The organism is Rathayibacter sp. VKM Ac-2762, from assembly GCF_009866585.1.
Classification (GTDB): domain Bacteria; phylum Actinomycetota; class Actinomycetes; order Actinomycetales; family Microbacteriaceae; genus Rathayibacter.
Map to the genome: position 1 here is coordinate 341,880 of NZ_CP047419.1, position 14,064 is coordinate 355,943.

Sequence of the window (14,064 nt, forward strand, 5' to 3'; positions counted from 1 at the left end):
ACGCCATGCCGGAACTCCGCCCCGTCACGCTCGCCGTGCTCACCGTCGACCCGGGCGGGATGGGCGGCGGCGAGACCTACGCGCGCGCGCTCACGCGCCTCCTGGCGCCGCGGCCGGGGGAGGAGGGGCCCGCCGTGCAGGTGCTCGTCCCCGAGAACGCGCGCGGCTTCAGCGAGGGCGTGCCCGAGGTCGTGGCCGAGGGGGTCGTCAGCGGGGCGGGCCACCGCCGCCGGGCCGTGGGGATGCTCCAGGCGCTCCTGCGCACGCCGCGCCTGCGCCGGCGCCTCGGCCGGGACGCGGTGCTCTACTTCCCGTTCACGGTCCCGCTCCCGTGGCCGTCGCGGCGGCAGGGGCACGTGCAGATGCTGTTCGATCTGCAGCACCGCGACCTCCCGCACCTCTTCCCCCGCGTCGAGCGCGTCTTCCGCCGGCTCGCCTACGAGGCGACCGCTCGCCGCGCCGACGCGGTCATCACCATCAGCGCCTTCACCAAGGGGCGGATCGTCGAGCTGCTGGGCATCCCGGAGGAGCGGATCCACGTGTCGCATCTCGGCGTGGACACCCGGCGCTTCGTCGCGAATCTGGGGACACGCGAGGACTTCGTCTTCTACCCGGCGCGCGCCTGGCCGCACAAGAACCACGCCCGCCTGTTCGAGGCGGTGCGCCTGCTGCGGGAGGAGGGGCACTCCCTCCGGCTCGTGCTGACGGGAGGGGACCTGGACCGCCTCGGCCCGCTGCCGGACTTCGTCGAGTGGCGCGGCCACGTCACTCCGGAGGAGCTCGCCGACCTCTACCGCCGAGCCGCGGTGCTGGCGTTCCCGAGCCTCTACGAGGGCTTCGGCCTCCCGCCGATCGAGGCGATGGCGTCGGGATGCCCGGTCGCCGCGTCCGACGCGGGCTCGCTCCCGGAGATTTGCGGGGACGCCGCGGTCTACGTCGATCCGCTCGAGCCGCGCTCGATCGCGGACGGGATCCTCGAGGCGATCGAGCGGACCGGCGAGCTCGGCCCGCTCGGCGTCGAGCGCGCCCGGTCCTTCAGCTGGGAGCGCTGCCGGGAGGAGCACCTCGCCGTGCTCCGCCAGGTGGCGCGGCGGCGCGGGCGCTGAGGAGTCCGGTCAGTCCCGCGGGTGCAGGAGCCGGCGCCAGCTCAGTCCCTGAGCCGCGCGCATCGCGCAGAGCACCACGAGCAGCCAGCCGGCGTCGAGCAGGATCGAGCTCTCGGCCAGCGCGGTGACCATCAGCACGGTCAGCACCAGCACCGGCCAGACGTGCACGACCGCCTTGCGCTCGGAGGCGATCAGCCAGGAGCGCCAGAGCGCGAGGCCGATCAGCACGACGAAGAGGACCACCCCGACCGCGCCGACCTGCAGGGCCACGTCGAAGAGCGCGTTGAGGCTCGACGAGTGCGGGCGGCCCGAGAGGTAGTCGATGGCGGTGAAGGGGTAGAGGTCGGGCCGCCAGTAGCCCACCCAGCCCCAGCCGACGATCGGAGCGAGGTCCGTGAAGCGCCAGACCTGCTGCCAGAGCCGCAGCCGGAACTCGAACTCGCTGCCCGCGTTCAGCAGCTCGATCACCCGGTAGCGCAGGAGCCACACGGTGAGGGAGGCCGCGGCGGCGACGCCGAGCACCGCGAACTGCCGCCGACGGCGGTGGGTTCCGTCGCCGTGGCGCACCCAGCGCAGAGCGAGGGCGACGACGACGGCCGCGGCGAGCACGCCCGCGCTCACGGCGGAGCGCGTGAAGAGGAGGGTGACCGCGGCGAGGGCGATCGAGGCGACGGCCGGCCCGCGGGCGACGGAGCGGGTCATCAGCTCCACCGAGAACGTCACGATCGCCAGCAGGCAGACCAGCCCGAGCTGGTTGCGCGTGCCGACGAGGCCCTGGATCGGCCCGCCGACCGCGAGCAGGCCCTCCACGCCGAGGAAGCGCAGCGGCTGGTCGATCAGCACCCCCGAGAGCACCTCCACGGCCAGCGAGGCGATCAGCACGACCCGCAGCACGTCGCCGACCGAGCGGATGATCTGGATGATGTCGCGCGTGAGGCCGATCGCGATCGCCAGGAACGCCAGGGCGAACTGGTAGACGACGCTCGAGACCGTGGCCCAGGTGTAGTCGCTCCACAGCACGCTGAGCGCGATCCAGCCGAGGAACACCAGGATGCTCGTGGGCAGCAGGCCCTCCCAGTCGAGCCGCCCGCGCCGCAGGACGAGCATGACCGCGGCGAGGGCGGTGAGCGTGGCGACGGCGGCGATGTAGCCGGGCCAGCCGAGGAGCCCGCGGACCGCCGGGGCGCAGAGGACGGTGACGAGAGTGGTCTGCGCGAGGGCCGCCGCGAACTGCGGGGACGCCGTCGCGTCGGCGACGGAGGCGGGGAGCGAGGGGCGGCGGGGCCTCATCGCCTCGGGGAGGCGTCGGCGAGGGGGAGCGGGGTCGCGGCGAGGACCTCGGGCGTCTCGGTCGCCGGTCGCTTGGTCTGCACCGCGAAGAGGACGAGGAGCAGCCAGCCTCCCTCGATCAGGATCCGGCTCTCGAACAGCGACTGCGCCAGGAGGGCGACCACGATCAGCAGCGGAGCGAGGCTGACGGCCGTGTAGGGGAGGGTCGAGGTCGCGTCGCGCCGCGGGCGGTCGACCGCGCGGAACCAGGAGCGCCACAGCGTCGAGACGGCGAGCGCCGCGAAGAGGACGAGGCCGACCGCTCCCAGCTGGAGGGCGACGTCGAGCCAGGCGTCGTGGGCCTGCAGGTAGAGCACGCCCTTGCGCTCGGCGAGGGTGTCGAACGGGGCGGCCCAGGGAGCCCAGTAGCTGACCCAGCCCCAGCCGAGGACCGGACGCTGCAGCGTGAGCGCGATCACCGAGTCCCAGATGTCGAGGCGGCCCGTGGCGTCCTCGCTCTTGCCGAGCAGGCCGAGGAGGGCGCCCCAGCCCGCGGCGCCTCCGGCGACGGCCGCCACCGCCAGCCCCGCGGCGGTCAGGTAGACGGGACGCCGGCGGGACTCGCCCCTCCCGCGAGCCCAGAGCGCGAACGCGGCCGCGAGGACGACGGCGACGAGGCAGAGGAGAACGGTCGCCGAGCGGGTGAGCAGGAGGGTCGCGACGAACAGGGCGACCCAGACCGCTCCCCACCGGCGCCGGATCGAGTGGGCCGCCAGCTCGATCGCGATCACGATCAGGCCGAGCAGGGCGAGGAAGCCGAGGAGGTTGCGGTTGCCGACGATCCCCTGGACGGGCTCGCCGGTGAAGAGGGCGGCCTGCGACCAGTAGAAGGCGTCGGGCGTCGGCCCGTCGGCGGGAGGCTCGACGCCGAACGGCAGGACGGGCTGCCGCACGACGACCGCGATCACGAGCTCGAAGAGGAGCGACAGGCCGACGGAGAGGCGCAGGGCCCGTCCGAGAGCCGTGAGCAGCTCCCGGCTGCTCAGCGTGACGGCGAGGACGACGCCGCCGAGCGTCGTCGCGAGCTGCGCCGTGACTCCGATCGCGCTCGCTCCCGGATAGGCGGACCACAGCAGCGAGAGCACCGCGAGCCCGAGGAAGAGGACCAGCGACTTCGGCGTGCGGGCCCAGCGCAGGCGGGGGCGGGCGCGGACGAGCACGGCGATCGAGGCGCCCAGGAGCAGCGCGACGACGACGCCCCAGCCCCACCATCCGGCGAGGTTCCGCAGCGACTGGCCGGCCAGCAGCACGGCCAGCACCGCCACCGCGAGCGCTCGGGGAGCGGCGGGGGCGGCGCGTCGGATCATGCCGACCAGTCTAGGGAGCGGGGGCGGCGCGGCGGCGTGCCGGGCGCGCCGCCGCTCGCTCCCCGGCCGGGCCGCCCCCTCGGGGAAGACGGCTTGGACGGGCGGCTCAGACGAACGCGGCGGTGCCGGTGATCGAGCGGCCGACGATCAGCGTGTTCATCTCGCGGGTGCCCTCGTAGGAGTAGAGGGCCTCCGCGTCGGCGAAGAAGCGGGCGACGCCGTAGTCGAGGACGATGCCGTTGCCGCCCATCACCTCGCGGCACCAGGCGACGGTCTCGCGCATCCGGGCCGTCGCGTAGGCCTTCGCGAGGGCGGAGTGCTCGTCACGCTGCTCGCCGGCGTCGAGCATCTCGGACACGCGGGTCGCCAGGGCGATGCTGGCCGTGATGTTGCCGATGCTCTTGACCAGGAGGTCCTGCACCAGCTGGTGCCCGACGAGCGGCTTGCCGAACTGCACGCGCTCCTTCGCGTAGCGCAGCGCCGCGTCGTAGGCGCCGATCGCGACGCCGACGGCCTGCCAGGCGACCTCGGCACGGGTGAGCCGGAGCACCTTCGCGGTGTCGCGGAACGAGTTCGCGCCCTGCAGGCGCAGCGACTCCGGGACGCGGACGCCCTCGAGCACGATGTCGGCGTTCTGCACCGTGCGCAGGCTCTGCTTGCGCGCGATGGCGGTGGCGCGGTAGCCCGGCGTCGATGTGGGGACGAGGAAGCCCTTCACCTGGCCGTCCTCCGCGTCCTTCGCCCAGATCACGGTCACGTCGCTGAAGGTCGCGTTGCCGATCCAGCGCTTCTCGCCGTCGAGGATCCAGTCGTCGCCGTCCCGGCGGGCGGTGGTGCGCAGGCCCTGGGCGGAGTCGGAGCCGGAGTGCGGCTCGGTGAGGCCGAAGGCGCCGACGACCTCGCCCGAGGCGAGCTTCGGCAGCCACTCGGCGCGCTGCTCCTCGGAGCCGGCGACGCCGACCGTGCCCATCACCAGGCCGTTCTGCACGCCGACGTAGGTCGCGATGCCCGCGTCCACCCGGCCCAGCTCGAGCGCCACCCAGCCGCGGAACACGGCGGAGTTCTCGATCGCGCGGGTCTCGGGCCAGGAGAGGCCGATGACGCCGGTGGCGTGGATCCCGGGGATCAGCTGCCGCGGGAACTCCGCGCGCTCCCAGTACTCGTCGGCGATCGGCCGCACCTGCTCCTCGAGGAACGCGCGAACGCCGACCAGCAGCTCCTTCTCGGCGGGCGTGAGCGCCGCCTCGAACCCGTAGAAGTCGGCCCCCAGGGTCTCGAAGGTCGTGCTGTCCATGCTCTGTGCTCCCTCGCTCGTCGGATGCGGCACGGCGACCGCTCCGACGGCGACAGTGCTGCGACCCCCAGCGTACGAAGCGCGCCTGCGAGTGCCGCGTCCTCTGGCGGAGAGCACCAACAGGCGGGGCCTCCTCCCGGGCCCGCGTTGTGGATCCTGCTAGCGTCGCAGCGGAGCGGCCCCGGCTCGTCCGGCTGAGCGGCTCGGACCCACCCCTCGGACGGAAGGCCAGCGCTCCCGTGTTCATCCCGATCGGCAACACCCCCCGCGACTACGCCTGGGGCTCGCTCACCGGCATCTCGGAGGCCCTCGGCACCGCGCCCTCCGGCGCCCCCGAGGCCGAGCTCTGGCTCGGCGCGCACCCGGGCTCGCCCGCGCGCATCCTCGACCCCGCCTCGGTCGGCGCCGGCACGCTCGCCGAGTGGATCGCCGATCACCCCGAGGCGGCGCTCGCCGGAGTGGAGGGGTCGGTCGATCCGGTCTCGGGCGCTCCCCGTCTGCCGTTCCTGCTCAAGATCCTCGCGGCGGGCGGGCCGCTGTCGCTCCAGGCCCACCCCTCGTCCGAGCGGGCCCGGCGCCGGTTCGTCGAGGAGGAGGAGGCCGGCATCCCCCGCGACGCCGCCGATCGCAACTACAAGGACCCGTTCCACAAGCCCGAGCTGATCTACGCGCTCAGCGAGAGCTTCGACGCGCTCTGCGGCTTCCGTGAGCCGGCGGACGCCCGGGCGCTGCTCGCCGAGCTGGCCGGGCGCGCCCCGGCGGAGGAGGCGGCCGCGATCGCGCGGTTCGCCCGGACGCTCGAGGGCGAGCCCTCGGAGGTCCTCCGCGGCGCCGTGTCGTGGCTGCTCGCCGACGGCGACCGTGCCGAGGTCGCCGCGCTGGTGTCCGCGGTCGTCGCGGCGTCCGCGGGCGACGACCGCCTCGAGACGACCACGGTCCGGGACCTGGCCGAGAGCTACCCGGGCGACCCCGGAATCGTGCTCTCGCTCCTGCTCAACCGCGTCCGCCTCGCCCGCGGCGAGGTGCTCTACCTGCCCGCAGGCAACATCCACGCCTACCTCGCGGGCACGGGCGTGGAGCTGATGGCCGCCTCCGACAACGTGCTGCGCGGGGGCCTCACGCCCAAGCACATCGACGTGCCCGAGCTGGTGAGCGTGCTCGAGTTCTCGCCGCTGCCCGTGCCCTACCTCCCGGCCGAGCAGGCCGGACCGGGCGTGCGCGTCTACCGTCCGGACGTCCCCGACTTCGTGCTCGCCGTCGTGGAGCCGGAGTCGGAGACGCCGGCCCGCGTCGCCCTGCACGGACCCGCCATCGCGATCGCGACCGAGGGCTCGCTCTCGCTCGAGGGCGCCGAGGGCTCGGTCCGCGTCGAGCGCGGCGGCAGCGTGTTCGTGACCCCGTCGGAGGGCGCTCTCGCCGTCACCGGACGGGGCACGCTCTTCGTCGCGACGGTCTGACCCCTCCAGCGATCCCGGTGCCGGCCGCTCAGGCGGCGAACGTGCGGCGGTAGGCCGCCGGCGTGGTCCGCAGGACGCGCGTGAAGTGGTGGCGCATCACCGCGGCCGTGCCGAAGCCGACCCGCGCGGCGACCGCCTCGAGGGTCAGCTCCGTCTCCTCCAGCAGCACCTGCGCCCGGAGGAGGCGCTGGCGGGTGAGCCAGGCGAGCGGAGTCGTGCCGAGGTCGGCCCGGAAGCGGCGCGCGAAGGTGCGGGGGGCCATCAGGGCGCGACGGGCCAGCGCCTCGATCGAGAGGTCCTCGTCGAGGTGCTCCAGCATCCACTCGGTGACCTCGGCCAGCGAGTCCGCGCGCGCCTCGGGAACGGGGGTCCGCAGGTACTGCGCCTGCCCGCCGTGGCGCTGCGGGGGCACGACCATCCGCCGGGCGACGACGCTCGCCGCCGTCGCGCCCAGCTCCTCGCGCACCACGTGCAGCGCCGCGTCGATGCCGGCCGCGGTGCCCGCGCTCGTCACGATGCGCCCCTCCTGCGCGTAGAGGACCTCCGGGTCCACCGTGACGGAGGGGAAGCGCCGGGCGAGCTCCGCGGCGTGCATCCAGTGCGTGGTCGCGCGCCGGCCGTCGAGCAGGCCCGCCTGCGCCAGGGTGAAGGCCCCGCTGCAGACGCTGAGGATCCACGCGCCGCGCTCGTGAGCCTCGCGGAGGAGGTCGAGGACCCGCTCGTCGGCGGGCCCGCGGCCGTGGGCGGGGACGGCGATCAGGTCCGCGTCCCGGGCCGCGTCGAGACCATCGGCGATCAGCAGGTCGAATCCGAGGCTCGTCCGGACGGGGCCCGGATCGGGAGTGGCGATCCGGAAGTCGAGTGCGGGCCCTCCGTCGGCGCCGCGGTCGATCCCGAACACCTCGCAGACGACCCCGAACTCGAACGGCGCGAGGCCGGGCAGGGCGAGGAGGGCGACGGAGCGGAGCACGACGGCAGGATATCGCCACCCGTCGTCATCCGGCCTATCCACGCCGTCGATCCCCGCCGCTAGGGTGTCTTCCGGCGCGCGGAGTCGCGGGCCCGCACCGAGGAGGATCCACATGGCATGGCTGGTCACCGGGGGAGCCGGGTACATCGGGGCGCACGTGGTGCGCGCGTTCTCGGAGCAGGGCATCGACCCCGTCGTCCTCGACGACCTCTCCTCGGGGCACGCGTCGTTCGTGCCCGAGGGCGTCCCGTTCCACCAGGGCTCGATCCTCGACGAGGCCCTGCTCGACCGCGTGCTCGCCGAGCACGACATCGAGGGCGTCGTCCACGTCGCCGGGTTCAAGTACGCCGGAGTCTCGGTGCAGCGCCCCCTGCACACCTACGAGCAGAACGTCACCGGCACCATGCGCGTGCTGGCGGCGATGGAGCGCGCCGGGGTCTCCTCGATCGTCTTCTCCTCGAGCGCTGCCGTCTACGGCGCGGTCGACGTCGAGATCGTCACCGAGGACACCCCCAAGAGCCCGGAGTCGCCCTACGGCGAGTCGAAGCTGATCGGCGAGTGGCTGCTCGCGGACGCGGGGCGGGCGCACGGCGTCCGGCACGCCTCCCTGCGCTACTTCAACGTCGTCGGGTCCGGCTACCCGGACGTCTACGACACCAGCCCCCACAACCTCTTCCCCCTCGTCTTCGAGGCGCTGCTGGACGGCCGCACGCCCCGGATCAACGGCGACGACTACCCGACGCCGGACGGCACCTGCGTCCGCGACTACATCCACGTCGCCGACCTGGCGCTCGCGCACGTCGCCGCGGCGCGCCGCCTGGCCGCCGGCGAGCCGATCGACCCGGTCTACAACCTGGGCAGCGGATCCGGGGCCTCCGTCGGGGAGATCATGCGCGCGATCGCCGACAGCACCGGCATCGCCTTCACGCCCGAGGTCGCCCCGCGGCGGCCGGGCGATCCGCCCCGCATCGTCGCCTCCGGCGCGACAGCGGCCCGCGACCTGGGCTGGGAGATGCGGCACACGGTCGCCGAGATGGTGGAGAGCGCCTGGCGCGCACGGAGCGCCGCGACCGCCTGATCGGATCTCACGTTCGCGACACGCCGGTGTGTCGTGAACCCTCCACGGCGGGTTGAGGGTTTATGGTCCGCGACTTGACCTGAGCGAATGACACCGCTGTAATTACCTAGGCAGCGGCTCCGGGAGGAGCGGCCGCCGATCATCGGTTCGCAGGCGGGGTAGGAGACGGCATGACGCTTCCGGAACAGCACTCCGGAGTCCCCGAGGACTGGTTCGTCGATCCGGTCCGTCTGGGCGTGCCCGGGGTCCGACCCGGGATCGACACCGCGACCGAGGCGCCGGGGGGCGCGCTCTCCTGGCAGGTCGACTCGCTGTGCGCGCAGACCGATCCCGAGGCCTTCTTCCCCGAGAAGGGCGGCTCGACCCGCGACGCCAAGAAGATCTGCACCTCGTGCGAGGTCCGGGCCCAGTGCCTCGAGTACGCGCTCGAGAACGACGAGCGGTTCGGCATCTGGGGCGGCCTCTCCGAGCGCGAGCGCCGGAAGCTGCGCCGCCGGGCCTAGTCCCGTCCTCGCCGCGACCCGACCGACGGGGCGGCGAGCCGCAGGCGGGCGGCGCGGCGGCATCGCTTAGGGTGGTCCGCGATGTATCCACGAGTCACCGCCGTCCTCGTCGCGCGCAACGGCGCGGCCTATCTGGAACGAACCCTCGCGGCTCTGCGGGCGCAGACCCGTCAGCCCGACGCGACGGTGTTCGTCGACGGAGGCTCGAAGGACACGACCGACGAGCTCCTCGCGTCCTGGGGTCCGACGCAGCTCGTGCAGGTCGCCGAGCACCTCCCCTTCGGCCAGGCCGTGGCCCGCGCGGTCCGCGTGATGCAGCCGCCGGCCGGAGAGGACGAGTGGCTGTGGCTGCTCGCGCAGGACTCCGCCCCCGAGCCCGGCGCCCTCGCGGCGCTGCTGGGAGCCGTCGAGGTCGCCCCCTCCGTCGCGGTCGCCGGCCCCAAGATCATGGACTGGACGCGCTCCGGCTACATCCGCAGCTACGGCGAGTCGATCACCAAGCACGGCACGACCGTCCACCTCGTCGAGGACGAGCTCGACCAGGGCCAGCACGACTCCACGCCCGACGTCCTGGCCGTCGCCGCCGGCGGCATGCTCGTGCGCCACTCCCTCTGGGAGGAGCTCGGCGGCTTCGACCCCGGCCTGCCGGTCGTCGACGACGCGCTCGACTTCTCGATCCGCACCCGGCTCGCCGGGCACAGGGTCAGCCGCGTGCCGGACGCCCGCGTCACCACCGCCCGCATCGGGCTGCAGCGCCCCGACGGCCGCCGCATCGACAGCGGGGAGCGGCGCCGCGCGCGCCAGCACCGCACCGCGCAGCTGCACCGCCGGCTCGCCTACGCGCCCGTCGCGCTCCTCCTCCTGCACTGGCTCTCGCTCGTCCCGCTGGCGATCGGCCGCGCAGTCGTGCGCCTGCTGCGCAAGCAGCCCGGGCTGGTCGGAGGGGAGCTGCTGGCGGCCCTCGTCGTCGCCTTCGGGGGGACGAAGGTGCTGCGGGCCCGCACCGTTCTCCGCTCGTCGAAGAACGTGGGCTGGAAGGCGATCGCGCCGCTCCGCATCCCGCTGGACGTGGTGCGGCAGCTGCGCTCGGTGCGCCACGACGCCGTGCGCGTGCAGGCCGGGCGGGACCGCCATCCGCTGCACTTCTTCCAGGGCGGGGGAGTGTGGGTCGTCCTCGTCGCCGCGCTCGCCGGCCTGGTGATCTACACGCCGCTCCTCGCTGCTCCCGCGCTCAGCGGCGGCGGTCTGCTGACGCTCTCGCCGACCGTCGGCGAGCTGTGGCGCAACGCGGCCTACGGCTGGCGCGACCTCGGTTCGGGGTTCATCGGCGCGGCGGACCCGTTCGCCGCCGTCCTCGCCGTGCTCGGCTCGCTGACCTTCTGGTCGCCCAGCTACTCGATGGTGCTGCTCTACCTCGTCGCGCTCCCCGCTGCCGCCCTCGGCGCCTGGCTGATGATCGCGCGGCTCACCCCGCGCGCGACCGCCCGCGCCGCCGGAGCCCTCGTCTACATCCTCGCTCCCGCCTTCTTCGCCGCGCAGGCCGACGGGCGCCCCGCCCCGCTGCTGGTGCACGTGCTGCTTCCCTGGCTCTTCTTCGCCGGGTTCGGCGCGTACCGCTCCTGGTCCGCCTCCGCGAGCGCCTCGATCCTGGCTGCGGCCGTCGTCGCGTGCGCGCCGGCGCTGGCCGTGCCGCTCCTGGTGATCTGGCTCGTCGTCGTCGCCACCTCGGGGCGGCGGATCGGCCGCTTCCTCGGCCTGCCGATCCCCGCGGCCGTCCTGCTCTTCCCGCTGGTGGTCGCCCGCGCACCGCGGGGCGACTGGCTCGGCGTCCTCGCGGATCCGGGCGTCCCGCTGCCCTCCGCGCAGTCGGACCTCGTCGCGCTGCTCGCCGGCTTCCCGGCCGGTCTGCCCGACGGATGGCTCGCGTTCCTCGGCGGTCTGGGGATCGGCGCCTCCGCCGCCCCGCTGGTCACGGCCGTGCTCGTCGTGCCGCTGATCGTCGCGGCGCTGGCCGCCCTCCTCCTCCCGAACAACCTCTCGGCCCTCGGCGGAGTCGGCGTCGCGGCGGCGGGTCTCGTGACCGCCTCGCTCGCCCAGGGCGTGCAGGTCGCGACCACCGGCTCCGAGGCGGTCTCCGTCTGGAGCGGCACCGGTCTCAGCCTCTACTGGCTCGGCCTGGTGATCGGCGCGTCGCTCTCGCTCGCCGCCGTGCGCTCGGTGCGCGTGGTGCCGGCGCTCGTCGTCGCGGCCGCGGCAGCAGCACTGGTCGGTCCGCTCGCGGTGGCCTTCCCGACCGGCACCGGCACGTCCGTGTCGACCACGTCGGACCGCTCGCTCCCCGCCTACGTGGCGGCCGAGGCCCGGAACGACCCGCGGGTGGGCACGATCGTGCTCGTCCCGCAGGCGGACGGCGGCGTCCTCGCCCGGCTGGAGCGTGGAGCGGGCGCGACCCTCGACCAGCAGTCGACCCTCGCGAACACCGGCGCCGAGAGCACGGACGCGATCGACGAGCTGGCGGGCAACCTCGTCTCGCGGACGGGCTACGACGTCCCCTCCGCGCTCGAGAGCCTCGGCGTGCGCTTCGTCGTGCTGACCGAGCCGGCCGGCACCCAGGTCGGCGACGCGGCCGCCGCCGTGCGTGCGCGGGCGGCCGTCTCCCTCGACGGCAACGCGGCGTTCTCGGCCGTCGGCGACACCCGCTACGGACTCCTCTGGACGGCCGTCGACACGGAGGGGACCCGCACCGAGGCCGCTCCGTCCGGCGTGGTCGGACCCTTCGGGATCGCCTACACGATCGCCCTCCTCCTCGTCTTCGTCGTCGCCCTCCTGCTGGCGGTGCCCACCGGGCTCTCGCTCGAGCGGGGCCGCTCCAGCGGCGCGGTCGCCGGGATCGACGACGAGCCGGGCGAGGCCACCGGCCAGTTCGACGACGGGAACGACGATGTCTGACCCCGCCGACCAGGAGAAGCAGATGCCCGAGTCCTCCGCCCGCCGCTCCCGCGCGGAGCGCCGCGCCGATCGCTCCGCGGAATCGACGCCCGATCGCGCACCCTCGGCCGCCCGTCGGCGCCGGACGGCCCTGCGCGGTGCGGTGGGCGCGGCCGGAGTCGTGATCGTCGCGGCCGCCGTGGTCGTGCCCCAGCTCCTCCCGTCCCCCCTGGTCTCGAGCGCCGCGGAGGGCGTCGTCGTGACGCCCGTCGCGGCCGACAGCTCGCTGGTCTGCGGCGGCGATCTGATCGACGCCGGAGAGCCGGAGCAGCTGCGCGCCCTCGACGGCGCGGCGACCGCGGTCCGGCCCGAGGGCTCCACCTCGGACCCCACGGTCCTCGACGAGGACGACGTCGCCGCACCGGGCACCGGCATCACCGGTCTGAGCGTGCCCGCGGGCTCCGACCCCGCTCCCGGCGGAGCCACCGTCCAGGCCATCGGCACGGACACCCTCTCCGGACTGTCGGCCCGCGCCTGCGCCGAGCCCTCGGCCGACAGCTGGCTCGTGGCCGGCTCGACCGACGTCGGGCGCACCTCCGTGCTGATCCTGGCGAACCCGAGCGAGGTCGCCTCCACCGTCGACCTCACGCTCTTCTCCGAGACCGGCACCGTCCAGGCCACTGGCGCCACGGGCATCGTCGTTCCGGCCGGAGCGGTCCGCGCCCTCCCGCTCGCGGGGCTCGCCCCCGGGGTCGTCCAGCCCGTCGTGCACGTGACCGCACGGGGCGGCGAGGTCGCCGCGAGCATGCAGAGCAGCGCCATCTCCGGGCTCACCCCGGAGGGCGTCGAGACCACCGGCCCCTCCGCCGGCCCGGACACGCTCGCCGTGATCGCCGGCTTCACCGTCACGTCGCCTCCGGCCGAGACCGCGAGCGACGACGGCAGCGGCGGCGCGGGCAGCCCCGTGCTGCGCATCCTCACCCCCGGCGACGCCGACAGCACGGTCTCGGTCGAGGTCACCAACGAGGACCCGAGCGGGTCGGGCGCCTCCACCCAGGTCGTCGTCCCCGCCGGCCTCGTCGGCGAGGTCCCGCTCACGGGCCTGGCGGACGGCTCCTACCGCATCGTCCTGCGGGCCGATCAGCCGATCGTCGCGGCGGGGCGGACGACCTCGACCGGCTCGGCCGGCACGGACTTCGCCTGGTTCGCCTCCGGCACCGCGACCACGACGCCCTTCGGCGTCGCCGGCACGGGCGCGGGCGACGCGCGGCTGCACCTGGTCAACGGCAGCGACTCGACCGCCTCGGTCCAGATCGAGGCCCCGGGCGGCACCCGCACCCTCGAGCTCGGCCCGTTCGCGGCTCTCGCGACCCCGCTGGACGGCGACGGCGCGGTCGTCAGCAGCACCCAGCCGGTGCAGGCCTCGGTCTCGATCGCGCGCGACGGGCGGATCGCCTCGTACACGATCGTCCCGCCGGGACCGCTCTCCTCGCCGATCACGGTCTACTCGCACTGAGACGCGGGGCGGCGGCGCCTCGGCCGTGCCGGCGCCTCAGAGCTGCCGGCACCTCAGGGCTGCCGGCGCCTCAGGGCTGCCGGCGCCTCAGAGCTGCCGGCGCCTCAGGGGTGCCGGTAGCGGTCCGGGGAGATGTCCCACGGGTCGCGGCCGAGCAGCTCCGCGACGGCGCGGAACACGTAGCTCTCGATCAGCATGCGCTGGTGCCACTCGTCGCGGCGGTGCAGCTTCGCCAGGCGCTCGATCGGCACGCGGTAGAGCGTGATGCGGCGCGCGGCGTGGTCGACGCGCCACCGCGCGATGCCCGTGCCCTGCAGCCGGTCGGGGTCGACGTCGGGAGTCGCCGCGACGTCGACGCGGATGCGGGCGAGCTCCTCCGGCCAGGTGCCGCGGAGGTAGTCGAAGGCCGAGCCGATCGTCGCCTCGAAGAAGTCGGAGCGGGTCTGCAGCAGGGGGAGGTGCGGACCGGTGATCGGCCCTCGTGCGCCGCGGCCGTGCCGGTCGCGGGAGCCTCCGCGCGACCCGCTCGTCGGGCGAGCGGCGGAACGACGAGCACGGGGCATGGCTCCAGCCTAT

The 14,064-nt window shown here is 74.7% G+C and carries 11 protein-coding genes; 6 read left to right on the forward strand and 5 right to left on the reverse strand.

Annotated features, from left to right (window positions below):
- The first annotated feature begins 5 nt into the window (after positions 1 to 5).
- Positions 6 to 1,106, forward strand: coding sequence for a glycosyltransferase family 1 protein (locus tag GTU71_RS01725; protein ID WP_159939163.1), 1,101 nt, complete (start codon positions 6 to 8; stop codon positions 1,104 to 1,106).
- Between the two features lie 9 nt (positions 1,107 to 1,115).
- On the opposite strand, the gene GTU71_RS01730 is transcribed toward GTU71_RS01725, so the two are convergent.
- The 3 genes from GTU71_RS01730 to GTU71_RS01740 all read right to left on the reverse strand — a co-directional run bounded on the left by GTU71_RS01730 (position 1,116) and on the right by GTU71_RS01740 (position 5,036).
- Entirely contained in the window at positions 1,116 to 2,396 is a 1,281-nt protein-coding gene (locus tag GTU71_RS01730) for an O-antigen ligase family protein (protein ID WP_159939164.1), read from the reverse strand.
- A complete protein-coding gene (locus tag GTU71_RS01735) occupies positions 2,393 to 3,742 on the reverse strand; it encodes an O-antigen ligase family protein (protein WP_159939165.1) in 1,350 nt (449 codons plus the stop codon). Before GTU71_RS01735 ends, GTU71_RS01730 begins: the two co-directional genes overlap by 4 nt.
- Before the next feature lie 106 nt (positions 3,743 to 3,848).
- Entirely contained in the window at positions 3,849 to 5,036 is a 1,188-nt protein-coding gene (locus GTU71_RS01740) for an acyl-CoA dehydrogenase family protein (protein ID WP_159939166.1), read from the reverse strand.
- A gap of 239 nt (positions 5,037 to 5,275) precedes the next feature.
- On the opposite strand from GTU71_RS01740, the gene manA reads away from it, so the two are divergent.
- Positions 5,276 to 6,493: a mannose-6-phosphate isomerase, class I gene (gene manA, locus GTU71_RS01745; RefSeq protein ID WP_159939167.1), complete on the forward strand. Its 1,218-nt coding sequence runs from the start codon at positions 5,276 to 5,278 to the stop codon at positions 6,491 to 6,493.
- A 28-nt stretch (positions 6,494 to 6,521) separates the two neighbouring features.
- On the opposite strand, the gene GTU71_RS01750 is transcribed toward manA, so the two are convergent.
- Complete coding sequence (locus GTU71_RS01750) at positions 6,522 to 7,463, reverse strand: helix-turn-helix domain-containing protein (protein WP_159939168.1); 942 nt, start codon at positions 7,461 to 7,463, stop codon at positions 6,522 to 6,524.
- A 112-nt stretch (positions 7,464 to 7,575) separates the two neighbouring features.
- Here GTU71_RS01750 and galE point away from each other — a divergent pair, with 112 nt between their 5' ends.
- The 4 genes from galE to GTU71_RS01770 all read left to right on the forward strand — a co-directional run bounded on the left by galE (position 7,576) and on the right by GTU71_RS01770 (position 13,488).
- Positions 7,576 to 8,541, forward strand: coding sequence for a UDP-glucose 4-epimerase GalE (gene galE / locus GTU71_RS01755; protein WP_104232806.1), 966 nt, complete (start codon positions 7,576 to 7,578; stop codon positions 8,539 to 8,541).
- 170 nt (positions 8,542 to 8,711) lie between these two features.
- Positions 8,712 to 9,044 carry a WhiB family transcriptional regulator gene (locus tag GTU71_RS01760; protein WP_104224145.1) on the forward strand — a complete coding sequence of 111 codons (333 nt, stop codon included), beginning with the start codon at positions 8,712 to 8,714 and terminating at the stop codon, positions 9,042 to 9,044.
- 81 nt (positions 9,045 to 9,125) lie between these two features.
- Positions 9,126 to 11,993: a glycosyltransferase family 2 protein gene (locus GTU71_RS01765; RefSeq protein ID WP_159939169.1), complete on the forward strand. Its 2,868-nt coding sequence runs from the start codon at positions 9,126 to 9,128 to the stop codon at positions 11,991 to 11,993.
- The gene (locus GTU71_RS01770; protein WP_159939170.1) at positions 11,986 to 13,488 is read left to right on the forward strand and encodes a DUF5719 family protein; all 1,503 of its coding nucleotides are present in this window, start codon (positions 11,986 to 11,988) and stop codon (positions 13,486 to 13,488) included. Before GTU71_RS01765 ends, GTU71_RS01770 begins: the two co-directional genes overlap by 8 nt.
- 104 nt (positions 13,489 to 13,592) lie before the next feature.
- Here the strand turns inward: GTU71_RS01770 and GTU71_RS01775 are convergent, their stop codons facing one another.
- Entirely contained in the window at positions 13,593 to 14,051 is a 459-nt protein-coding gene (locus tag GTU71_RS01775; protein ID WP_159939171.1) for a metallopeptidase family protein, read from the reverse strand.
- Positions 14,052 to 14,064: the final 13 nt, after the last annotated feature.